Origin of the sequence: Nonomuraea sp. NPDC049152 (assembly GCF_040648355.1) — a bacterium.
Lineage (GTDB): Bacteria > Actinomycetota > Actinomycetes > Streptosporangiales > Streptosporangiaceae > Nonomuraea.
Genome location: NZ_JBEZDO010000004.1, coordinates 258,993 through 280,581, shown reverse-complemented (window position 1 = coordinate 280,581; position 21,589 = coordinate 258,993). Strand labels below are relative to the sequence as shown.

Genomic DNA, 21,589 nt, shown 5'->3' with positions numbered 1-21,589 from the left:
CCTCCAACCGTATGATGTACGGTACAGCGTACCGAACATCGGAGGAGAGCGTCTTGCGACAGAACGACATCCGGCCCTTCCGCCTCGACATCGCCCAGGCCGACCTGGACGACCTGCGCGAGCGGCTCGACAGGGTCCGCTGGCCCGACGAGGTCCCCGGGCTCGGCTGGCAGTACGGCGTGCCCCTCGACCACCTGCGCGAGCTCGTGGAGCACTGGCGTACCGGCTACTCCTGGCGCGCCGCCGAGGCCGAGCTGAACACCCACCCGCAGTTCACCACCGAGATCGACGGGCAGAACGTCCACTTCCTGCACGTCCGATCCGCCAACCCCGACGCGTTGCCCCTCCTGATCACGCATGGCTGGCCCAGCTCCCCCGTGGAGTACCTCGACGTGATCGAGCGCCTGTCGGCCGACTTCACGCTGGTGATCCCGTCGCTGCCCGGCTACGGCCTCTCGGGCGGGACCAGGGAGATCGGCTGGGGCTCCACCCGGATCGCCCGGGCATGGCTCGAGCTGATGACGAGGCTCGGCCACGACCGCTTCGGCGTGCAGGGCGGCGACTGGGGCACCTGGATCTCCCGCGAGATCGGCGTCCTGGCCCCCGAACGCGTGGTCGGCATGCACGGCAACGGCATCATCTGCTTCCCCCTGGGGCTGCCGGGCGAGCTCGACGGGCTCACCGAGGTCGAGCAGGAGCGGATGGCCTTCCGCGAGCGGTACATGACCGAGCAGTACGGCTACAAGCTGATCCAGTCCGCCCGCCCGCAGACCTTCGCGTACGGCATGGCCGACTCCCCCGTCGCCCTGCTGGCCTGGTTCGCCGGCGTCTTCCACGAGTGGAGCGACGGCGGGATCCCGCGCGACCGGCTACTGACGACCGTGATGCTGTACTGGCTGACAAACACCGCGGGCTCGGCAGCCCGCTCGTTCGTGGAGACGCCGGACACCTCGGAGGACACCTCGATGGAGTGGGAGGTGAAGCCGGCGACCGTGCCGACGGGCGTCTCGGTGTTCCCGAAGGACATCCTGCGCCCGATCCGCCGCTTCGCCGAGCGGGACAACAACGTGGTGAGCTGGGTCGAGCACGAGCGGGGCGGCACGTTCGCCGCGCTGGAGCAGCCGGACCTCTACGTGGAGGACGTTCGCGCCTTCTTCCAGCGGCTCTGATCTGCCCGACAGGCCGGGGCCCGTCCACACGCCGAGGACGGGCCCCAATTAGAACAAAGCATTCCGTTCTGATACTATGGATCCATCGAACGCCGAACGCGAAGGATGGACCCCATGGCAACGCAGTTTCCCCCCGCCCCCGAGGGCTACACCACCGTCACGCCCTGGATCGTCACCAAGGACACGGCGGGCCTGCTCGACTTCCTCAAGGCCGCGTTCGACGCGGAGGAGCTCGGCCGCGTCGAGGTGGAAGGCGGCGCGATCGGCCACGCCGAGGCGCGGATCGGCGACTCCATCGTGATGATGTTCGACTCGCCCTTCCCCGTCGAGACCCCCGGCCTCCTGCGACTGTACGTGGCCGACGCCGACGCCGTCATCGAGCGGGCCGTGCGGGCGGGCGCCACCGTGGTGACCCGGCCGACCGAGCTGTTCTGGGGCGAGAAGGTCGGCCGCCTGCGCGACCCGCTGGGAAACATCTGGTGGGTCCAGGAGCGCGTCGCCGACCTGAGCCCCGAGCAGATCGGCGAGCGGGCCCAGGACCCGAAATACACCGAGGCCATGACCTACCTCCAGTCCACTCTCGGCCCCGCCCTTCCCGCGCCCCGCTAGCCTGGACGGGCGGCGCTGCCGGAGAGGTCGTCCGATCAGAGCCGCACGAGCATCTTGCCGACGTTGCCACCGCGTGCCACGTCCAGGAGTGCCGCGGGCGCCCGCTCGATTCCCTCGGCCACGGTCACCTCCGCGCGCAGGGAGCCGTCGGCCAGCCAGCCCGAGGCCCCGCCGATCCACTCAGCGCCGGGGACCGCGGCCGGATCCCGGCCCGCGCCGTCACCCGCCCAGGTTCGCCGACATCCTGGTCAAGACGTCCACGGTGGACAGGTACTCCTCTGGACTGATCCCGTCGGTCACCTTCGCGCGGGTGGCCGAGACCCGGTCCAGCAGGGCCGCGTGCGCCCGCCGTCCTTCCTCGGTGAGGTCGACGGGCTCGGCCCGCACCAGCCAGCCCTTCTCGCGCAGCTCCTCGACGTACGGCAGCAGCGACGGCTCCTCCTCGCTGAGGAAGGGGCTGAGCTCGGTGTCGAGGTCGGCCACGCTGCGCGCCCGCTTGGACAGGACGTTCATCACCTGCCAGTGGCGGCGCGTCAGCCCCTGCGTCGTGAGCAGGTCGTCGAGCGAGCCCTCGAACAACTGGTGCAGGTGCTTGATCCAGTAGCCGATGGGCCTGTCCATGTTCCGCATGTCTCCTCCACTGGTGCATGTGTTATGACAACTATATGTACAAATACATGTAGAATGGCAAGCATGGATGAGCCTGTCGCCGCCGTCGAGCGGGCCATGGTCGAGATCCGCCGCCGCCAGAGCCGTCGCAGCCTGCACAGACTTGGCGGCGGCGGTCTCGACCCCGCGCTGTTCGGGGTGGTCGACGCGGTGGAGGAGGAACCGGGCGCCACCGTCACCTCGATCGCCGACCGGCTCGGCGTCGACCAGCCGCGGGCCAGCCGCCTGGTCGCCAGGGCCGTCGACGAGGGGTTGCTGCGCAGGGTCGCCGACCCCGCCGACGGCAGGCGCAGCACGCTGGAGCTCACCGAGCTGGGCGTCGAGCAGGCCGAGCAGGTGCACAGGCTGCGCCGCCAGGTGTTCGGCGACGCGATGAGCGAGTGGTCCGAGCGGGATCGCCGCGAGTTCGCCCGCCTGCTCACCGCCTTCGTCGCCGCGCTGCGTCCCGGCTAGGCGAGCACCGGATGGTTGCTGCGGAAGACCCCGTCCGGGTCACGGCGGCGTTTGATGTCGCGCAGCCGCGCAAGGACCTCGCAGGGGAAGGCCGAGGCGGCCTTCTCGCCGTACCCGAGGTAGTTGAACGGCTTGCGGCCGGTGGCGTACGGCGTCAGCGCCCGCGAGATCGCCGCATGCCGCTCCTTGACGGCCTCCCCGACCTCGGGCGAGACCACGTCCCCGACCATGACGAGCAGGTACGGCTCGGCGAGGTGTCCGCAGGCCCCCTCGTTCTCGGCCCGGACGCGAAGCGCGCCGCCGAGGTGGCGCACCTCGACCCGGACGAGGGGGTCGACGGTGCCCGACTCGATGGCCGCCGACAGCAGCGTCGTGGCGGCGGCGTCGTCGAGCCTGGTCAGCACCTCGCTGCGCCACAGCGCAGGTCCGGGCTCGGCCGGCTCGGTGGAGACGCTCCCGAGCGCGTCCACGGGAAGCGCTGCGCGGGTGTCGAGAATGACGTCCGGGATCCGCTCCAGCCGGTGCAGCAGAGCCCGTCCCTCGGCCGGGTCGCCGAGGTAGGCGGCGTCGATCGCCACCGCGGACCGGCCTCGCAACGGCCCGGGGAGTTCCGGGAGCGGCGGGAACCGCAGAAGCACGAACCACACGGTCAGCTCCTGCGGAGCAGCCGCCGAGATGTCACGGAAGGCCGAAAGGACCTCCTCCGCGCGCGCCACCGGCCAGAGGACGCGTCCGCCGTACAGCTGAGGCGCGGGGAAGAGGTCGAACTCGATCGCGGTCACGAGCGCGAAGTCGCCGCCGCCACCGCGCAGCGCCCAGAACAGGTCAGCGTCGGCGTCGGCCGTCACCCGGTTGCGGGCGCCTTCCGCGTCCACCACGTCCAGCGCCCGAACGCGGTTGGCGGCGTAGCCGTACCTGCGGCTGAACCAGCTCAGGCCGCCCCCCAGGGAATAGCCCGTGGCGCTCACCGCGGGGGAGCTCGCCGCGAGCCCCGCGAGTGCGTGCTTGCTCGACGCGGCGAGCACCTCACCCCACTGGACGCCCGCCTCGACGCGTGCCAGCCGTTCGTCGGGGCGGATCTCCAGTCCGCGCAGCCGGGCGGTGTGAATGAGGATCGTGCCGTCGAGTTCGGCCGACGCGCCATGCCCGCTGGGCTGCGGGGCGACGCTGAGTCCGGCGAGCCTGGCGCTGCGGATGACGGCGGCCGCGTCCGTGGCGTCCTCCACCTCCACGACGGCACGGACCCGCTGATTCATGGAGCGGGCCCAGGGCAGCCGCGCGGTCTCGGATCCTTCGTCGCCCGGCGTGAGAACCCGGCCGCGGACCGTACGCCGAAGGTCGTCCCCGATGGTTGTCATGACTCCTCCTGCCGTGGAGGCGCTCCTGATCAACGTCTTCGACGACACCGCCGAGGAAGGCCTCAAGCCGGTGGTTTCGCGTTCAGAACTCGACGCGGCGGGATCACCTTCGATATTACCTGGCCGCGTGCGGGACGGCCGTCTCATGAAGGGGACCGCCTCGCCGTGGGCGCGTGGCTAGCGGGATGGAAGGGCGTCGGCGTGCGCGAACGCGTCGAGCAGGCAGCCGGTGAGGTTGCCTCGCGCGCTGCGGTCCGGGTCGAGCGCCGGGTTGTAGATCGTCACGTCGAAACCCGCGACCCGCTCGTCGGCCAGCAGCGTCCCGGCCAGGACGGCGAACTCCCGCCTGGTGAACCCGCCGGGCAGGCGGTAGTCGACCGCAGGCATCAGGGCGTCGTCGAGCACGTCGGCGTCGACGTGCAGGAGGAACCCCTCGACGCCGGCGCCGTCCAGGTGGGCGAGGGCCTGCCGCGCCGTGCACTCGGCTCCCGTCTCGCGCATCTCGGCGAGGGAGATGACGAGGGCGTCGGTGGCACGCAGGGACGCGCCGGTGTCGCACTGTTCGTCCTGGTCGCGGTGGCCGATCACCGCCGTGGCGCGGCTCTGGACGAGCGGCCGCGAGCCGTCCGGTCCGGCGATCAGGTCCGCGCCGAATCCGAACGCGAGGTACAGCTCGGAGTCCGACGCCTCACCGGTCGGCGAGTCCCCGGGCGGGTAGAAGTCGGTGTGCGCGTCGAGGAACACCAGGCCGTAGGCCCCTCTGCGGCGCAGCGCGAGCAGGCTGCCGAAGATGACGCTGTCGTCTCCGCCGAGCACGACGGGGAACCCGCCCGCGTCGAGCGCGTCCGCCACGGCCTCGGCCTGGCGCAGCGCCACGTCGGCGATCGCGTCGGCGTTCAGCAGCCGGCTCGGATGGGTGCGGTCCCTCGAGTACGGCGGCGCCTCCACCACCGGCCCGAGGCTCGCGCCGAGCGCCTCGGCGAGGCCCGCGTCGAGCAGCGCGCCGCCGAGCCGCTCCACACCGGGAACCAGGCCCAGGTTGGTCCGCACGTGGATGATCATCGGACGGTCAGGGCGCGACATCCCGCCTCCTCTCCCCTGCCCCCTACCCGCACCCGGCGGCCCGACTCCGGTCTCCCGAGCGGAGCGGCCGAACCCGACAGGGCCTGGGCCACGCAGGCGACCGGGGAGCGATCACCCGCGCAGCGACTCCAGCAGCCGCGACAGCGCGGCCTGGGTGTCGGCCAGGTCGCTGGGGTCGGCGGTGGAGGCCAGCCACAGCGCCGCCTCGTTCATCGCTCCCGACAACAGCCTGGTCAGCGGCGCGACCGGCTGCGCGACGATCACCCCCGCCGCCATCAGCTCGGTCAGCGCCTCGGCCAGGTGGCGGGCGGAGGCGGCCTCGTCCAGCGCCCGCCACTCGTTCCAGCCGAGCACGGCGGGGCCGTCGACGAGCATGATCTGCTGCACGTCGGGGTCGGCGCTGGCGGCGAGGAAGGCCTGGCAGCCTGCCACGAGCTGCGTCCACGGGTCCTCCTCGGCGTCGGCGGTGGCGGCCACGCGCTCGCCCACCTCCTGCTGCACCTGCTCGAGCACCGCGCGGAACAGCTCGGCCTTGCTGTCGAAGTGATGGTAGAGCGCGCCCTTGGTGACGCCCGCGGCGCGCACGATCTCCGACAGCCCGACGGCCGCGTAGCCGCGGGAGGCGAACAGCCGCCTGCTCTCGCGGAGCAGGGTCCGCCTGGTCTGCTCGCGCTGTGCCGCCCTGACGCTCTGCGTCGTCATCGTCTCGAACCCCTTTGACGTACCGCCGGTACGCGAACTAGGGTACTTCACCTACCAACGGTATGCGAAAGGGCCACCATGAAGGTCAGCAGCTTCTACCCCGTCCTCTGCACCAACCGCCTCCAGGAGTCGCGCGACTACTACACAGGGCTGTTCGGCTTCGAGATCACCTTCGAGGCCGACTGGTACGTCAGCCTGCGCCGCGAGCAGCACGAGCTGGCGCTGCTCGACCCTGCCCACCCGACCATCCCCGCCGGCTTCCGCGGCTCGGCGGCGCAGGGCCTGCTGCTCAACTTCGAGGTCGACGACGTCGACGCCGAGTGGGAGCGCCTCGTGGTGCGCGGCGGGCAGCGCGCCGAGCTGGAGCTGCGCACCGAGGACTTCGGCCAGCGCCACTTCATCGTCGCCGACCCCAACGGCGTGCTCATCGACGTGATCACCAACGTCCCGCCCGTGGGCGAGTACGCCGAGCAGTACCTCAGCTGAGCCCCGGCAGCATGGCGAGCTCGTCCGTGCCGAGCTCCAGGTCGGCGGCCGTCGCCGAGTCGCGGATGGAGCCGGGCCTGCTGGCCCCGGGGATCGGGACGACCCCTGGCGACAGGGACAGGTGCCAGGCCAGGCACACCTGCTGCGGGCTCACCCCGCGCTCCTTCGCGACGGTGTGGAAGGGCGTCTCGCCCGCCGGGCCCTCCTCCTCCAGCGCGCTGCGCGAGATGCCGCCCAGCGGGCTCCACGGCAGGAAGGCGATGCCGAGCTCCGCGCAGAGCAGCAGCTCGCGCGCGCTCTGCCGTACGGCGGGCGAGAACCGGTTCTGGACGGAGACCAGCCGCGCGCCGAGCTCGCGGCGCGCCAGCAGGATCTGGTCCGCGTCGACGTTCGAGATCCCCGCCATCCGGATCTTGCCCTCGTCGAGCAGGTCGCGCAGCGCGCCGACGGACTCGGTGAAGGGCACATGGGGATCGGGTTTGTGCAGCTGGTAGAGGCCGATGGCCTCCACGCCGAGCCGCTGGAGCGACGCCTCGCACGCCCGCCTGAGGTGGCGGGGATCGCCGTCGACGCTCCACGAGCCGTCGCCGGGACGCCCGCGTCCGCCTTTGGTGGCGATCAACACGTCGCGGCCGCGGGTGGCGCGGGCCACCAGGCGCTCGTTGTGCCCGACCTCACCGGCGTGCCAGTGGTAGGAGTCTGCGGTGTCGATGAGCGTGACGCCCGCGTCGAGGGCGGCGTGGACGGTGGCGATCGCGCGGGCCTCGTCGGGGCGGCCCTCGATGGACAGCGGCATCGCGCCCATGCCGACGGCCCCGACCTCCACGTCGCCGATCAGACGGCGGCGCATGCCACGGCCTCCTCGACGACGCCCGGGAGCCAGTCGCCGACCTGGGAGAAGGCGAATCCCAGGCCGGTCGCGCGGCTCGTGTCCATGGTGAAGGCCCGCTCGAAGGAGTACGGCGAGACGTCCTCGCCCGTGGTGTACGCGGCCCGGCCGATGGCCGCGCACAGCCGCCACACGTCCAGGTCGCCGTGCGAGGCGGCGTTGACGGGTCCGGTGAAGTCGGCGCGCGCGGCCCATGCGAGGAAGCGGGCGATCTCCGGTTCGTGGATGAACGACGACGGTTTCGGGTTCTCGTGCACGATCACCGGCAGGCCCTCGGCGATCCGCCTGACGTAGTGCTCCAGCCGCCCGGTGAAGTCCTCGCCGCCCAGCACGTGACCGCTGCGCACGCTGACGAAACCGAAGTCGCGCTGGGCGGCCAGCACCGCCTCGGCCTGGCGCTTGGCGCCGCCGTAACTCGCGTCGGGCGCCCCCTGCGCGGCCAGGTCGACCGCGTCCTCGGCGAACGGCGCGCCTTCGAGGCCTGCGTAGACCTCGATGGTGGAGGTCATCACATAGCGCGCCGTCCTGCCCGCGAAGACGCGCGCGGCGATCGCCGCCTGCCGCGGCGTGTAGCAGATCTGGTCGACGACGGCGTCGAAGCTCCTGCCCGCCAGCGCGCGGCGCAGCGCCTCCTCGTCGTCCCTGTCGGCCACCAGGTGGGTCACACCCTCGGGCGCGGGCGACGACCCCCTGTTGATCACGGTGACGGCGACTCCCTCGTCCCTGAGGTTCTCGACCATCCGCCTGCCGAAGTACCTGCTGCCGCCGATGACGCACAACTCGTTCATGCCGGCCAGCGTGCCCGTCCTATAGTCATCACCGGTAGTGGCGACTTCCTTAACCGGTCATAAGGAGAGCTGTTGATCGACGTGCATCGCCTCGGCATCCTGCGCGAGGTGGCGGGCCATGGCAGCTTCAACCGTGCCGCGACCGCCCTGCGCCTGACGCCCTCGGCCGTCTCCCAGCAGATCGCCGCGCTCGAACGCACCCTCGGCACCCCTGTCGTCGAACGGAGCACCCGCGGCGTCATCCTCACCGAGCCGGGCCGCCTGCTGGTGGAGGCGGCCGAGGCCATCGCCGCCGAACTGAGCGACGCCCAGGCGCGCATCGACCGGCTGGCCGCGGGCCGCGCCCAGCTCACCATCGCCTCCTTCGCCAGCGGCGGCCGTCCGCTGCTGCCGCCCGCGCTGGAGCGCTTCGTCGCCGACCACCCCTCCGTCGAGCTGACCATCCTCGAGCGCGAGCCGGAGGACAGCCTCCCGCTGGTCCGGCAGGGCAATGCCGACCTGGCTCTGGCCTACCACTTCGACGGACCGCCACCCGCCAGGCCCGGCGACCGTTCGGGCATGGACTGGAGGCCGCTGAGAGACGATCCGTTCCGCGTCGTCCTCCCGCGTGCCCATCGGCTGGCGGAACGGGCGAGCGTGCACCTGGCCGAGCTGGCGGGCGAGCGCTGGGTGCTCGGCTGCCTGAAGACCGTGGACCTGCTGCGGCACTACACCGACCTGGCGAGCTTCGAGCTGCGCGTCTCGTGCAGCGCCACCGACTACTTCTTCGCCCAGTCGCTGGTCACGGCCGGGGTCGGCGTCGCCCTCATTCCCGAGATCGCGCTGTTGCGCTCCCCCGACCTGGTCGCCATCCCCCTGGAGGCGCCCAGCCCGTCCCGCTTCATCGGAATCGCCACCTCTCGCCGCCACCGCGGGGCGGCGCAGCCGTACGTGGACATCCTCGTCGAGCTCCTGACTGCGGCTTGACGGGCCGCCTCGATCGCCACTCGTCGCTCTACCGCCGCGTGTCCGGCAGGACGCGCTGGTCACCGTGGCTGGAGACGGCCGTCCTGCTGGTCGACACGGTCGTGGACTGGCAGCCGACGTACAGGCGACAGGCGAGCGCATCGGGCGCAGTCGCGAGCTGCTGTGCGCGTCGTGGTCGAGCGAGCGGGCCGACGGTCCCGCCGACTTCCAGGCGCCGGTGCGCGATTCGATGACGGTCAGCCCGCGGGAGTGGTTCACCCACAAGCTGGCCCTCGTCCTCGACGGCGCCGCGACCCGCCGCACGGGTGAAGGGTGATCGACCAGATTCGAACTGGCCCGGCCAGAGTCACCGGCTACCTACAGCGTGGAGGCCCCGTCCTTAAAGGCGGGGAAGAAACGCGGAACGGGGGCACTTTGGTCTCCCGGTTTTGTCGGTGACGGTCGGTAGGTTGATCGATGTGTCCCGCTACCGCCTCCAGCCGACGCCTGCCCAGGAGGCGGCGTTGCTGGAGCATTGCGGGCACGCCCGGTTCGTGTGGAACCTGGCCGTTGAGCAGCAGGCGCATTGGAAGCCGGGCCGTAAGGGCGCGCCGGGCTTCGCCGAGCAGTGCCGACAGCTGACCGAAGCCAGAGCGGAGTTCGCGTGGCTGCGGGCGGGCTCGATCGTCGTGCAGCAGCAGGCGTTGAAGGACTTCGCGCAGGCGATGGCGAACTATTTCGGCAAGACCCACCGCAAGCCGACGTGGCGCAAGCAAGGCCGGGGTGAGGGTTTCCGAATCGTCGCCGTCAAGCCCGGGGATGTGCGGCGCTTGTCCCGCCATGTGGGCGAGGTCAAGATTCCGAAGGTGGGCTGGGTGCGGTTGCGGTGGAGCCGTGCCGTGCCCGAGGGCGTGAAGTCGTTCCGGATCACCCGCGACTCGGCGGGGCGCCGGCAGGTGGCGTTCGCCGCCATACCGGGTCCGATCCCGGCACCCGGCACGGGCGAGGTGGTGGGCGTAGACCGTGGCGTGGCTGTGTCGGCAGCGCTGTCCACGGGCGAACTGGTTTCCGCGCCGGCGCTGCGAGAGGCGGAGAAGACGCGCCTGTCGCGGTTGCTGCGCAAGCTCGCCCGCGCCAAGCGCGGATCGAACCGACGAGCGGAGGTCAAGCTGGCGATCGCCCGCTTGAAGGCCCGCGAGAGTGACCGGCGTAAGGACTGGATCGAGAAGACCACGACGGATCTGGCCCGCCGATTCGACGTGATCGCCGTCGAAGACCTCAACATCCGGAACATGACCCGCTCGGCGAAGGGCACCCTCGCCGAGCCCGGCCGCAATGTGCGGCAGAAGGCCGGACTCAACCGGGCGATCTTCGCCGCTGGGTGGGGCGCTCTGGTCAAGCGGCTGGAGCACAAGGCACCCGGCAGGGTGGTCAAGGTCAACCCGCGTTACACGTCGCAGACCTGCAACGCCTGCGGGCATCGCGCGGCCGAGTCGAGGGAGAGCCAATCTCGATTCGCCTGCGCCGCCTGCGGACACCAGGCGCACGCCGACGTGAACGCGGCCAAGAACATACGCGATACCGCCGCAGGGCATGCGGTGGCTGCGCGGGGACGCTCCGGGCTGCCGAGGCGGATGAACCGCGAACCTCGACCTGTCCTCCTCTCACTGTGAGATGGGTTGGAATCCCCGGCCTTCAGGCGGGGGAGGATGTCAAGGTCTGGAGTGCTTCCGCGACGCGACGATCACCGTACCGCCCCAGGGATTCGAACCCTGACTGTCCGCGCCCTGAACGCGGTGCCTCCTGCCGTTGGGCTAGAGCGGCTTGCGTGCTTTCACCGTCGGCCGGTGAATGCCCGTCGCGGCGCCCGCTCGGCAGCGGGCACCCACGGGCTCTGCCGATGCCGCCGCGTGGCCGGCGAGCGCTGGCAGCCATCGGGCAGCTCAGGAAACGGCAGATGCCGCCACCGCCCGGGCCTGGATCTCGCGCGCCCACTCACCGGGACATGGAGATCCGTCGAAAGGCATTCGCTATGGAGTTTCGTCAGACGAAAAACAACGGCCGCCGGGAGGATTCCCTGGCGGCCGTCGGGTGCGCTCAACCCTTGGGGGTTCACCCGATATGCCGCCAGAACAGGAGGGCGAGGCCGCCCGGGATCAGCTTGGCGTGAATCACGGCTCGTCCTTTCCTGAAATATCCGGCTTTCGACAAACTCGAGATTAAACGCGGCATTTCCCGAGCGCCACCCATTTAACGGCGGCCGTGCGGGACGCACGGAGGCGGCGGGAAGGCCGTGCACCCCGCACACCCGCGGGCGGCCAGGACCGCATACGGTGCCACCATGACTTTTCGCGTCGCCATGGACATCGGCGGCACCTTCACCGACGTGGTCTGCTACGACGAGCAGAGCGGTGCCGTCCTGGCCTCGAAGGCGCCGACCACCCCTGGAGACCTCGCCGAGGGCGTATTCGCCGCTCTCGGGCGCGTGGTCGACGACCCCTCCCAGATCTCCTTCTTCGTGCACGGCACCACCCAGGGCCTCAACGCCCTCCTCGAACGCAAGGGCGCCAAGGTGCTGCTGCTGACCAGCGGCGGCGCGCGCGACGTCTACCAGATCGCCCGCGGCAACCGCGACCGCATGTTCGACCTGCGCTACCGCAAACCGACCCCGCTGGTGCCCCGCGGCGACGTCATGGAGGCGGCCGGCAGGCTCGACTGGCGCGGCGAGGAGCTCCAACCGCTCGACGAGCGGGCCGTACGGCAGGCGGCCGACCGCGCCAGGTCCGAGGGCTTCGACGCCATCGCGGTCACGCTGCTGTTCTCCTACGCCAACCCGGCCCACGAGATCCGCGCGGGCGAGATCCTCAGGCAGGAGCTCGGCGACGACGTCCTCGTCGTGCTCAGCCACGAGGTGGCCAGGGAGTGGCGCGAGTACGAGCGGACGTCGTCGGCCGTTCTCGAGGCCTACACGGGTCCGGTCGTGCGTGCCTACCTGTCGCGGATCGAGCAGCGCTTCGCCGAGCGCGGCCTCGCCGTACCCGTGCACGTGATGCAGTCATCCGGCGGCCTGGTCAACGCGGGCTACGCGATGAGGCGCCCGCTGCAGACCCTTCTGTCCGGCCCGGTCGGCGGGACGATGGGCGGGGTCGCCGCGGCCCGGCTGCTCGGCCGCGACAACGCCATCTGCGTGGACATGGGCGGCACCTCTTTCGACGTCTCGCTTGTCGTCAACGGCCGCCCGGACGTCAGCGCCGAGGCGCACATCGAGGGCTTCCCCGTCCTGATGCCGATCGTGAACCTGCACACGATCGGCGCGGGCGGCGGTTCCATCGCCTACGCCGAGGCGGGCGCGCTGCGGGTCGGTCCCGAGTCGGCGGGAGCCGTACCCGGGCCCGCCTGTTACGGCAGGGGCGGCGCGCGGCCGACCGTGACAGACGCCAACGTCGTGCTGGGCCGCGTCGACCCCGCCTGGTTCGCCGGCGGCCTTATGGAGCTGGACGTCGAGGCGGCGGGGACGGCCGTCGCGACTCTGGCCGAGACCCTCGGCATGGAACCCCTCCAGCTGGCCGAGGGCGTCTGCGACGTCGCCAACGCCAAGATGGCCCAGGCCATCCGCACGCTCACGGTCGAGCACGGCGTGGAGCCGCGCGAGTTCGCCCTGGTCGCCTTCGGCGGCGCGGGCGCCATGCACGCCGTCTTCATCGCCCGCGAGCTCGGCATCGGCGAGGTGGTCGTGCCGCGCTTCCCCGGCGCCTTCTCCGCGTGGGGGATGCTGGAGGCCGACGTGCGGCGCGACCTCACCCATCCGTACTTCCGCCCGCAGGACGACCTCGACGGCGGGCACCTGTCGGCGCGGCTGGCCGAGCTGGAGCGCGACGCCATGGCCGCGCTCGACAGTCAGGGCGTCCCCGTCGGCAGGCAGCGGGTCGAGCACGCGGTGGACATGCGCTACGAGGGCCAGGACTACACGCTCACCATCCCGCTCAGGGACGCCGGCGAGCCCGCCGAGCCCGGCTTCCTCCAGGCGATCGCCGAGCGGTACGCCGCGGCCCACACCAGCAGGTACGGCCACGCCACCCCCGAGGCGCCGGTCGAGTTCGTCATGGTGCGCAGCACCGGCTTCGGCACCTTCCCCAAGGCCGCCACCGCGGCTCCGCCCGGCGAGACGCACCCGCCCGCCGTACGCGACGTGATCTTCGACGGGCGGGTCCACCGCACGCCCGTGCTGCGCAGAAACGCCATGGACAGCGAGATCGAGGGCCCCGCCATCGTGGTGGAGGAGACGGCCACCACGGTCATCCCGCCCGGCTGCCTGGCCACCCTCGACGCCAACGGCTTCCTGATCATCAAGGTGAACTCATGATCGACCCCGTGACCACAGAGATCATCCGCTGCGCGCTGCTCCAGGCGGCGGAGGACATGAACACCACGCTCATCCGCTCCTCCTACACGCCGGTCATCTACGAGGCCAAGGACTGCGCCGTCGCGCTCATGGACCGCGACCACAACGTCCTCGGCCAGTCGAGCGGCCTGCCGATCTTCCTCGGCAACCTGGAGGTGTGCACCCGTGAGACCGAGCGGATGTTCGGCCGTGACGTCTGGCGGGAGGGCGACGTCTGGGTGCTCAACGACTCCTACATCGGCGGCACGCACCTCAACGACGTCACCGTCTACGGGCCGATCTTCGTCGGCGGCGAGCTCGCGGGGTTCGCCGCGTCGCGGGCGCACTGGCTGGACATGGGCTCCAAGGACCCCGGCGGCTCCATGGACTCCACCTCGATCTTCCAGGAGGGCCTGCGCATGGGCCCGATGAAGATCTACGAGGACGGCGCGCCCTGCCGCGACCTGCACGAGGTGATCGCCCGCAACGTGCGCTTCCCCCACGCCACGCTCGGCGACATGCGCGCCCAGGTCGCCTGCGCGATGACGGGACAGCGCCGCCTGGCCGAGATCGTCACGCGGTGGGGCGTCGAGACCGTCATGGCGGCCCGTGACGAGATCTTCGCCCAGACCGAGCGCCTCGAACGCCAGGCGATCGCCGCCATCCCCGACGGCACCTACACCGCGGGGGGCTTCCTCGACAACGACGGCATCGACGTGGACACCCCGCTGCCGGTCAACGTGACCGTCACGGTCGAGGGCGAGCGCGTCCACGTCGACCTCACCGACTGCGCCGACCAGGCGACAGGGCCGGTCAACTGCGGGGCTGCCCAGGCGGTCGCCGCCGTCCGCGTCGCCTACAAGCTGCTCGTCAGCGCTGACGTGCCGCTCAACGGCGGCTCGTTCCGCCCTCTCGACGTGGCCACCAGGCCGGGTTCCATGCTCGCCGCCCAGTCGCCGGCGGCCTGCCAGTACTACTACTCCCACCTCGGCCTGCTCATCGACCTCGTCGTCAAGGCCCTGGCCCCGGTCGTGCCCGACCGGGCCGCGGCCGCCTCCTACGGCGACTCGCTCATCGTCCAGTTCACCGGCACCGACCCGCGCACCGGCAAGCTCTACGTCTCCCAGGAGGCCACCGTCGGCGGTTGGGGCGCGTGGGAGGGCGGCGATGGCGAGACCTGCCTGATCAACAACGTGAACGGCTCGCTGCGTGACATGCCGATCGAGGTGCTCGAAACGCTCTTTCCGGTCCGCGTCACCCGCTACGAGGTCCGCCCCGACACCGGCGGCCAGGGGCAGTGGCGTGGCGGCAACGGCGTGGTCCGCGAGTACGAGTTCATCGGCGACACCTCGCTGTCGCTGTGGTTCGAGCGCTCCGTCACCCCCGCGTGGGGCCTGGCGGGCGGTACGGCGGGCGCCCCTCCCCGCGTCACGCTCAACCCCTGCACCCCCGAGCGGCGCGAGATGCTCAAGGTCAACGCCCTGCCGGTCAAGGCGGGAGACGTCCTGCGCTGCGAGTCGGGAGGTGGCGGCGGGTACGGCCGGGCGGACCTGCGCGCCCCCGAGGCCGTGGCCGACGACCTCGCCCAGGGCATGGTCACCCGATAGCGCCCGGCACCCCGCCGCGCGGAGACCGTGCGCGGCGGGGGCCTGACCTCTACTCCTTGATCATCTCCACCAGCCTGGTGAGACTGTCGGCGCCGTGGCCCACCTCGACCGCCCTGTCGATCAGCCGCTGGATCGGCAGCAGCACGTCCGGCCGCAGGCCCAGCTCCTTGCTGGCCTCGATGAAGTTGGGGAAGGCCACCTGGTTCATCGCCAGCGCCGACACCTCGGTCGCGTAGTCGCCGGAGACGATCTGCTCGGCCGCCGCGGGCGTGCCCGCCATCATGGCCGACAGCCACGCCGTCAGCATCGGCGCGAACTCCCGCACGTCCCCTCCCGCCGCCCGCACCATCGCGAACGCGTGGTAGACGCCGCCGAACATGCCGTACATGCCGCTGAGCAGCGCCAGGTCGTACAGCGCGGCGGCGCCCGCGTCCTCGCCCATGAACCGCGCCTCGGCCAGCGCCTCCAGCGTCGTCCTATGCTCGGCGAACGCCTTCTCCGAACCGCTGTAGAGCACCAGCGCGCCCGGGCCGGCGATCATCTGCGGCACCGCCATGATCCCGCCGTCCACATACCTGCCGCCGAGCTCCGCCACCCGCGCCGCCACCTCGCGGGCCTGCGAGGGCGTGCCGTTGGTCAGGTTCACCAGCACCTTCCCCTCCAGCGAGCCCGCCTGCCTTACCACCTGGCGCACCGCGTCGTCGTTCACCACGCACACCACCACGAGGGGCGAGGCCGCGACCGCCGCCGCGACGCCGGGCGCGTGCTCCGCGCCGTCCACGTTCTTGCCCGCCGTACGGTTCCACACCGTCGTCCGGTGCCCCGCACGCACGAAGGCGCCCGCGAGCGCCTTGCCCATCAGGCCGAGCCCGATCACCGTCACTGAAGTCATGCCCACCACCCTGCGGCGAGGCCCTCTCGATCCGCTCTCGATACGGTGTCGGCCATGCGCTTCGCGATCCTCGGCCCCTTGGAGGTCCATACCGACGACGGCAGGCCCGTCCGCGTCCGCGAGCGCAAGGTCCGCACCCTTCTGGCCGACCTGCTCGCCCACGAGGGCCAGGTCGTGCCCGCCGACCGCCTCGTCGACGACCTCTGGGGCGACGAGCCGCCCGCCGACGCCCACGCCGCGCTGCAGACCAGGATCTGGCACCTGCGCCGCGCCCTCGAGAGCGCCGAGCCCGGCGCCCGCGACCTCGTCGTCTCCCAGGCGCCCGGGTACGTGCTGCGTGCCGCCGACCTCGACGCCGCCCGGTTCCGCGCGCTCGTCGCCGAAGGCCGCCTCGACGAGGCGCTCGACCTATGGCGCGGGCCCGCGCTCGCCGACTTCGCCGACGCGCCCTTCGCCGCGGCCACCATCACCCACCTGGAGGAGCTGCGCCTCACCGCGCTCGAGGACCAGGCCGAGCGCCGCCTCGCCCTCGGCCACCAGGTCGAACTGGCCGCTCTCGTCGCCGCCCACCCGCTGCGCGAACGGCTGCGCGCCCTCCACATGCGCGCCCTCTACCGCGCGGGCCGTCAGAGCGAGGCCCTCGACACCTATGCCAGGGGGCGCGCCCTGCTGGCCGACGAGCTCGGTCTCGATCCCGGGCGCGAGCTCACCGCGCTCCACGAGGCGATCCTCCGCCAGGACTCCTCACTCGATCCGTCGGCCTCACACCTACCCGCCGCGCTGACCGAGCTGGTCGGGCGCGACGCAGACCTCCTGCGCCTCCGTGCGAGCCTGGACAGGTTCAGGCTCGTCACTCTCACGGGCCCGGGCGGCGTCGGCAAGACCCGCCTGGCCGTCGAGGCGGCGCGCGGCCTGCCGGGCGCCCGCCTGGTCGAGCTCGCCGACAGCGACGACCCCGCCCAGGCCGTCGTCGAGGCCTACGGCCTGCGCGACGAGAGCGATCTGTCCGCCGCGCTCCGCGCCCAGCGTGCCTCGCTGCTCGTCCTGGACAACTGCGAGCACCTCATCGAGCCGACCGCCGCCCTGGCGGCCGCGTTGCTGCGCGCCGTGCCGAGCCTCCGCGTGCTGGCCACCAGCAGAGAGCCGCTCGCCATCCCCGGCGAGCACGTCCACGCCGTCCCGCCCCTCGACGCCGAGGCCGCCACGCGGCTGCTCACCAGGCTCGCCCCCAGCCTGTCCGCGGGCGGGGCCGCCACCCTCGTCCCCAGGCTCGACGGCATCCCGCTGGCCATCGAGCTGGCCGCCACCCGCGCGAGGACCCTCGGCATCCACGCCCTCGCCGAACGCCTCGACCAGCACCTGCTCAGCGCCGAACAGCGCGGCACGCCCTCGCGGCAGCGCACGCTTCGCGCCGTCATCGACTGGAGCTGGGACCTGCTCACCGAACCGGAACGGACCGTGCTGCGGCGCCTGGCCGTACACGCCGACGGGTGCACGCTCGAGGCCGCCGAGCGGAGCTGCGCCGAGCCCGGCGTCGACGTCGCCGACACCCTCGCCCGCCTCGTCGACCGCTCGCTGCTGACGCCGGGACCGCGCCACCGCCTCCTGCAGACGGTCAAGACCTACTGCCTCGAACGCCTCGACGAGGCGGGCGAGCTCGCCGCCGTCCAAGGACGTCACGCGGCCTACTACACCGCGCTCGCCGAACGCGCCGATCCCCACCTGCGCGGCCCCGACCAGCGGGCGTGGCTCGCCACCCTCGACGCCGAGGCCGCCAACCTGCGCGCCGCGCTCGACCACGCGCCCGCCGGCCTCGCCCACCGGCTCGTCGACTCTCTCGCCTGGTACTGGTTCCTGCGCGGACGCCTCACCGAGGCCCGCCGCCACCTCGCCCACGCGCTCCGGCGAGGCCCTGACGCGCGTGCCGCCGCATGGCTGGCCGCCTTCACCCTCCTGTCGGGCGAGCCGGCCGACCCCGACGCCGCGCTCGCCGGATTCCACGACGACGCCGCCGGTCTCGCCCGCGCCCGGTGGTTCCTCGCCTTCGCCCTGCGCGGCATCGGCGACGACGCCACCCACCTCACCGACCTCGCCCTCGCGACCTTCCGCGAGCTCGGCGACCGGTGGGGCCAGGCCGCCGCCCTCAGCACCCGCGCCGCCAAGGCGCTGCTCGCGGGAGACCTCACCGCCCTCCACGACGACGCCCTGGCCGGCCTCGACACCTTCCGAGCGCTTGGCGACCGCTGGGGTCGGACCCGAGCGGCCGACCAGCTGGCCACCCATGCCGAGATCACCGGCGACTACGCCCGCGCCACCGCGCTGCGCACCGAAGGCCTGCGCCTCATCGAGGAACTCGGCCTCACCAGCGAGATCTCCTGGCGGCTGTCGGGGCTGGGCCGTCTCGCCCTGCTGACCGGCGACCACGAACGCTCCCGCTCGCTCCACACCCGCGCCAAGCGGCTGGCCGCCGAGCAGGCCAACAAGCCCGCAGAGGAGTTCGCCCAGACCGGCCTCGCGCTCACCGCCCGCCGCCAGGGTCACCTCGACGAGGCCGAGGCCCACCTGCGCACCTGGCTCGACTGGATGCGCAGGCTCGACGCGAGACCGGGCACCGCCCTCGTCATGGCCGAGCTCGGTTTCGTCGCCGAGCAGCGCGGCGACGCCGCCACCGCCCTCGCCCTCCACCTGCAGGGGCTCGCCGCCGCCCGCGCCAGCGGCGATCCGCGCGCCGTCGCGCTCGCCCTCGAAGGCCTGGCGGGCGCGCACTCCCTGGCCGGGCGCCACGAGCTCGCCGCCCGCCTGCTCGCCTCGGCCGCCGCCACCCGCCGCGCCGTCGGCGCGCCGCTTCCCGCCGCCGAGCGCGGCGACGTCGACAGGATCGAGTCCCGGGTACGGCAGGCGCTGGGCGAGACGCGGGTGGAGGCGCTGCCGCTCGACCAGGCGGTCGCCCTCGCCGAAGGCGCCTAGCCTGCCCTGATCACGTGGCAGGCCAGCTGCAGCGCCAGCCGTGTGGCGCGGTCGTCCAGGTCGTAGCCGGCGTCCCTGATCCTGTCGAGACGGGCCGTCACGGTGTTGCGGTGCACACCGAGGCGTTCGGCGGCCTTCACCGCGCCGCCCTCGCCGAGTACCGCGCCGAGCGTCTCCAGCAGCGTCCCGTCCCTGTCGACGGCCAGCAGCGGCTGGAGCACCACGGTCGCGGGAGCCCTGAGCGCGCTTCCCGGGATGGCGGCCAGCAGTTCGGCCGGGCCCATCCGGTCGGAGCGCGCGACGTCTCCCACCGCCGCGAGGAACGCCGCCGCCTCGGCGCCGAGCAGCGACTCCCCCATCGCCCCCAGGTGGGCGACCGGCGCGCCGACGCCCGCCGCGCACGGCCACGGCAGCGCCCGCAGGGTCGCCTCGAGCCGCTCGCCCAGCCGCTCGGGGGGCAGCGGGGACCAGCCCGCCCAGCCGTCTCCCCTGCTGATGACCGGCGCCTGGCCTACGGTCGCGACGATCACCGCCCTTACCCGTTCGGCGTCGCCCGGTTCCGGTGTCCGTCCCTGCGGCCTGACCGTGAACGCCGCCACAGGCCCGCGCACCGCCCACCCGAGCGCCACCGCCCGCGCCCACACTCCTTCGTCCGCCGGATCGTCCACCCCTCCGGTCTCGGCCTCCTGGCCCCGTTCCGCGACGCCTCGCCCGTCCGGCCCCGCGGCCCCTTTCCCTGTCGCGGCTTCGAGCAGGAGGCGGTCGGCCAGGGCGGACTGGAGGGCGAAGTCGCCGGACGCGGCCAGCCGTTCGGCCGCCGCCCACGCCACGAGCGGGGCGACGGCCAGGCCGAGCACCGTCCGCACCACCGCGGGCCATCCGGCCGACCTCGCGGGGCCGCCGGCCAGCAGCCTGCCCAGCACCGTCCCGTCAGGCGCCCGCACCGCCACCTCGACAGGCCAGGGGCCCGAGGCACCCGGCGACAGCGCGGCCGCCCGCCCCGCCAGCCGCGTGCCGTACTGGTCGACGAAGGCGACCGACGTGCCGGGCAGCTCGGCGTTGAGCACCCCCAGCACCCGCCTGGCCGAGGCCCCCGCCTCGGCCAGCCTCGTCGCGCAGCGAGCGACGAGCTGGGTGCGCGCGGCCGAGGGACGCGCCGCCGCCGACGCCACCTCCACGGCCGTCACCAGCGGGTCGGCGTCCACGAAGATCAACGTGATGCCCAGGCGTTCGGCCAGCACCGCGCTCGACCCCATGGCCGATCCCGCGCCGGCCCCCTCGGCGGGCGCGATCACGCACGCCGCCGCCTGCTCCCACGCCCGCCGCATCGCCATCTCCACCGCCCAGCCGCCACCGGCGGCCTGGCCGATCAGCACCACGGCCGTGTGAGGGGCCACAGCGGAGAACACCGACAGGTCGTCGACGATGCGCACGTGGTGGACGGGGTGCTCGCCGGCGCCGTACATGCGCGCGCCCGCCAGCGGCCCCCCATTGACCAGCTCGGCCACCGTGACCGGCGCCTCCCAGCCCCGCGCCCCGCTCCCCTGCGGCCCGCTCCCGGGCGTCACAGCGGCACCCCGAACGCGCGCAGGCCGCCCAGCGCGCGGCCCTTGTCGGTGTGCCAGGCGGGGGCGGCGGGCAGCACCAGCACCTCGACGCTCATGCCCGGTCCCGCCTTGTCCACGTCCACCACCACCCCGTCGGCCGAGGAGATCATGCAGATCTGGTCGGGCGCCATCGCCACGGCAGCCCCGTCGGCCAGCGCGAGCACGATCTCGTTGTGCGCCTCCAGCCGCACCAGCCTGCCGAGTCCTCCCCTCTCCTCCACCACGATGCTCGACGGGACCGACGGCATCGCCAGGTCGGCGCCATGCCCGCTGCTGCCCTCGACCGCGACGATCCGCCCCTCGCACAACCTGCGCACGCCGTACGGCGCCGCTGCCGAACGCGACGCGCCCGGCAGGCCCGCCGCCATCAGCATCGACACGGTGCCGGGCACCAGCACCCGCGCGAGGTCGGCGGCCCGCATCGGGTAGCAGGCGGCCAGGCCCCACCCGCCGAACGACAGCACCACGGGCCGCAGCGTCTCCTCCACCCTGTCGGGCGCCGTCTCGATCAGCACGAGCTCTCCCCCGGGACCGGCCAGCGCCAGCGGGGTGGAGCTGATGCCGCCGAGGGTGTAGGTGGTCTGCTCCACCAGCGGGAACACCCTGCCCGTTCCGTCGCCGTCGACCAGCGGCAGGCCGAGCACGGCCGCGGTGATCAGCGGGAGGAGCGCGTTCTCGGCGGCCAGGTTCAGTGCCACGATCGCGCCCGCGCGCGTGCCGAGCCTGCGTTCCAGCGCCTGTACGGCTCTCGCGGGCTCGCCCCCTCCGGGAAGCTGCTCACCCAGTGCCGTCGTGGAGCCGACCAGGGTGACGGCGACGCACAGCATGTCCGGCGGGAGGTCGCTCGCCGCGATCAGCCGCACCGGCGTGTCGAGGACCGCGCCGGCCCAGTCGGCCGCCAGGTGGAAGGAGGACTCAGCGGCTCCGGTGGCGAACAGCCTCGACCCCGCGGCGAGCGCCCGCAGCTCCTCCCGCCCGATCACG

The 21,589-nt window shown here is 72.8% G+C and carries 20 protein-coding genes and 1 tRNA gene; 11 read left to right on the top strand and 10 right to left on the bottom strand.

The features are described 5' to 3' along the window. The first annotated feature begins 53 nt into the window (after positions 1 to 53). Together AB0B45_RS10200 and AB0B45_RS10195 are read left to right on the top strand one after the other, a co-directional pair. A complete protein-coding gene (locus AB0B45_RS10200) occupies positions 54 to 1,169 on the top strand; it encodes an epoxide hydrolase family protein (protein ID WP_358128051.1) in 1,116 nt (371 codons plus the stop codon). Positions 1,170 to 1,283: 114 nt separating this feature from the next. Beyond that, the gene (locus AB0B45_RS10195) at positions 1,284 to 1,778 is read left to right on the top strand and encodes a VOC family protein (RefSeq protein ID WP_358128050.1); all 495 of its coding nucleotides are present in this window, start codon (positions 1,284 to 1,286) and stop codon (positions 1,776 to 1,778) included. Between the two features lie 219 nt (positions 1,779 to 1,997). On the opposite strand, the gene AB0B45_RS10190 is transcribed toward AB0B45_RS10195, so the two are convergent. After that, positions 1,998 to 2,408 (bottom strand): MarR family winged helix-turn-helix transcriptional regulator, encoded by a 411-nt coding sequence (locus AB0B45_RS10190; RefSeq protein ID WP_358128048.1) that lies wholly within the window; start codon positions 2,406 to 2,408, stop codon positions 1,998 to 2,000. 63 nt (positions 2,409 to 2,471) lie between these two features. Between AB0B45_RS10190 and AB0B45_RS10185 the strand changes: the two genes are divergently transcribed. Then, positions 2,472 to 2,900: a MarR family transcriptional regulator gene (locus AB0B45_RS10185; RefSeq protein ID WP_358128047.1), complete on the top strand. Its 429-nt coding sequence runs from the start codon at positions 2,472 to 2,474 to the stop codon at positions 2,898 to 2,900. Here the strand turns inward: AB0B45_RS10185 and AB0B45_RS10180 are convergent. Further along, positions 2,897 to 4,258: an FAD-binding oxidoreductase gene (locus AB0B45_RS10180; protein ID WP_358128045.1), complete on the bottom strand. Its 1,362-nt coding sequence runs from the start codon at positions 4,256 to 4,258 to the stop codon at positions 2,897 to 2,899. The genes AB0B45_RS10185 and AB0B45_RS10180 overlap by 4 nt on opposite strands. On the opposite strand from AB0B45_RS10180, the gene AB0B45_RS10175 reads away from it, so the two are divergent. Next, positions 4,257 to 4,439: a hypothetical protein gene (locus tag AB0B45_RS10175; RefSeq protein ID WP_358128043.1), complete on the top strand. Its 183-nt coding sequence runs from the start codon at positions 4,257 to 4,259 to the stop codon at positions 4,437 to 4,439. The two genes, AB0B45_RS10180 and AB0B45_RS10175, sit on opposite strands and share 2 nt — an antisense overlap. Here the strand turns inward: AB0B45_RS10175 and AB0B45_RS10170 are convergent. Together AB0B45_RS10170 and AB0B45_RS10165 are read right to left on the bottom strand one after the other, a co-directional pair. Further along, entirely contained in the window at positions 4,436 to 5,341 is a 906-nt protein-coding gene (locus AB0B45_RS10170) for an arginase family protein (protein WP_358128041.1), read from the bottom strand. The genes AB0B45_RS10175 and AB0B45_RS10170 overlap by 4 nt on opposite strands. Before the next feature lie 111 nt (positions 5,342 to 5,452). Further along, a complete protein-coding gene (locus AB0B45_RS10165) occupies positions 5,453 to 6,043 on the bottom strand; it encodes a TetR family transcriptional regulator (RefSeq protein WP_358128039.1) in 591 nt (196 codons plus the stop codon). A gap of 78 nt (positions 6,044 to 6,121) precedes the next feature. On the opposite strand from AB0B45_RS10165, the gene AB0B45_RS10160 reads away from it, so the two are divergent. Further along, positions 6,122 to 6,529 (top strand): VOC family protein, encoded by a 408-nt coding sequence (locus AB0B45_RS10160; RefSeq protein WP_358128037.1) that lies wholly within the window; start codon positions 6,122 to 6,124, stop codon positions 6,527 to 6,529. Here the strand turns inward: AB0B45_RS10160 and AB0B45_RS10155 are convergent. Then, a complete protein-coding gene (locus AB0B45_RS10155; RefSeq protein WP_358128036.1) occupies positions 6,522 to 7,379 on the bottom strand; it encodes an aldo/keto reductase in 858 nt (285 codons plus the stop codon). The genes AB0B45_RS10160 and AB0B45_RS10155 overlap by 8 nt on opposite strands. Beyond that, positions 7,364 to 8,206: an NAD-dependent epimerase/dehydratase family protein gene (locus AB0B45_RS10150; protein ID WP_358128034.1), complete on the bottom strand. Its 843-nt coding sequence runs from the start codon at positions 8,204 to 8,206 to the stop codon at positions 7,364 to 7,366. The genes AB0B45_RS10155 and AB0B45_RS10150 overlap by 16 nt, the downstream gene beginning before the upstream one ends. Positions 8,207 to 8,287: 81 nt before the next feature. Between AB0B45_RS10150 and AB0B45_RS10145 the strand changes: the two genes are divergently transcribed. From AB0B45_RS10145 to AB0B45_RS10135, 3 genes are all read left to right on the top strand, one after another. Beyond that, positions 8,288 to 9,172, top strand: coding sequence for a LysR substrate-binding domain-containing protein (locus AB0B45_RS10145; RefSeq protein ID WP_358128372.1), 885 nt, complete (start codon positions 8,288 to 8,290; stop codon positions 9,170 to 9,172). 64 nt (positions 9,173 to 9,236) lie between these two features. After that, a complete protein-coding gene (locus tag AB0B45_RS10140) occupies positions 9,237 to 9,488 on the top strand; it encodes a hypothetical protein (RefSeq protein ID WP_358128032.1) in 252 nt (83 codons plus the stop codon). A gap of 142 nt (positions 9,489 to 9,630) precedes the next feature. Beyond that, entirely contained in the window at positions 9,631 to 10,824 is a 1,194-nt protein-coding gene (locus AB0B45_RS10135; protein WP_358128370.1) for a transposase, read from the top strand. 77 nt (positions 10,825 to 10,901) lie between these two features. On the opposite strand, the gene AB0B45_RS10130 is transcribed toward AB0B45_RS10135, so the two are convergent. Further along, a tRNA-Leu gene (locus tag AB0B45_RS10130) sits at positions 10,902 to 10,975 on the bottom strand. Positions 10,976 to 11,492: 517 nt separating this feature from the next. Between AB0B45_RS10130 and AB0B45_RS10125 the strand changes: the two genes are divergently transcribed. Both AB0B45_RS10125 and AB0B45_RS10120 read left to right on the top strand, forming a co-directional pair. Next, positions 11,493 to 13,514: a hydantoinase/oxoprolinase family protein gene (locus AB0B45_RS10125; RefSeq protein WP_358128030.1), complete on the top strand. Its 2,022-nt coding sequence runs from the start codon at positions 11,493 to 11,495 to the stop codon at positions 13,512 to 13,514. Then, positions 13,511 to 15,139: a hydantoinase B/oxoprolinase family protein gene (locus AB0B45_RS10120; RefSeq protein WP_358128028.1), complete on the top strand. Its 1,629-nt coding sequence runs from the start codon at positions 13,511 to 13,513 to the stop codon at positions 15,137 to 15,139. Before AB0B45_RS10125 ends, AB0B45_RS10120 begins: the two co-directional genes overlap by 4 nt. Positions 15,140 to 15,188: 49 nt before the next feature. On the opposite strand, the gene AB0B45_RS10115 is transcribed toward AB0B45_RS10120, so the two are convergent. Further along, entirely contained in the window at positions 15,189 to 16,031 is an 843-nt protein-coding gene (locus AB0B45_RS10115) for an NAD(P)-binding domain-containing protein (RefSeq protein ID WP_358128026.1), read from the bottom strand. 54 nt (positions 16,032 to 16,085) lie between these two features. Here AB0B45_RS10115 and AB0B45_RS10110 point away from each other — a divergent pair, with 54 nt between their 5' ends. Beyond that, positions 16,086 to 18,998 carry a BTAD domain-containing putative transcriptional regulator gene (locus AB0B45_RS10110; protein ID WP_358128025.1) on the top strand — a complete coding sequence of 971 codons (2,913 nt, stop codon included), beginning with the start codon at positions 16,086 to 16,088 and terminating at the stop codon, positions 18,996 to 18,998. On the opposite strand, the gene AB0B45_RS10105 is transcribed toward AB0B45_RS10110, so the two are convergent. Both AB0B45_RS10105 and AB0B45_RS10100 read right to left on the bottom strand, forming a co-directional pair. Next, a complete protein-coding gene (locus AB0B45_RS10105; protein ID WP_358128024.1) occupies positions 18,995 to 20,566 on the bottom strand; it encodes a helix-turn-helix domain-containing protein in 1,572 nt (523 codons plus the stop codon). The genes AB0B45_RS10110 and AB0B45_RS10105 overlap by 4 nt on opposite strands. Continuing rightward, on the bottom strand, positions 20,563 to 21,588 hold the full coding sequence (locus AB0B45_RS10100; RefSeq protein ID WP_358128022.1) for a DUF917 domain-containing protein: 1,026 nt from the start codon (positions 21,586 to 21,588) through the stop codon (positions 20,563 to 20,565). The genes AB0B45_RS10105 and AB0B45_RS10100 overlap by 4 nt, the downstream gene beginning before the upstream one ends. Between the last annotated feature and the right edge of the window lies 1 nt (position 21,589).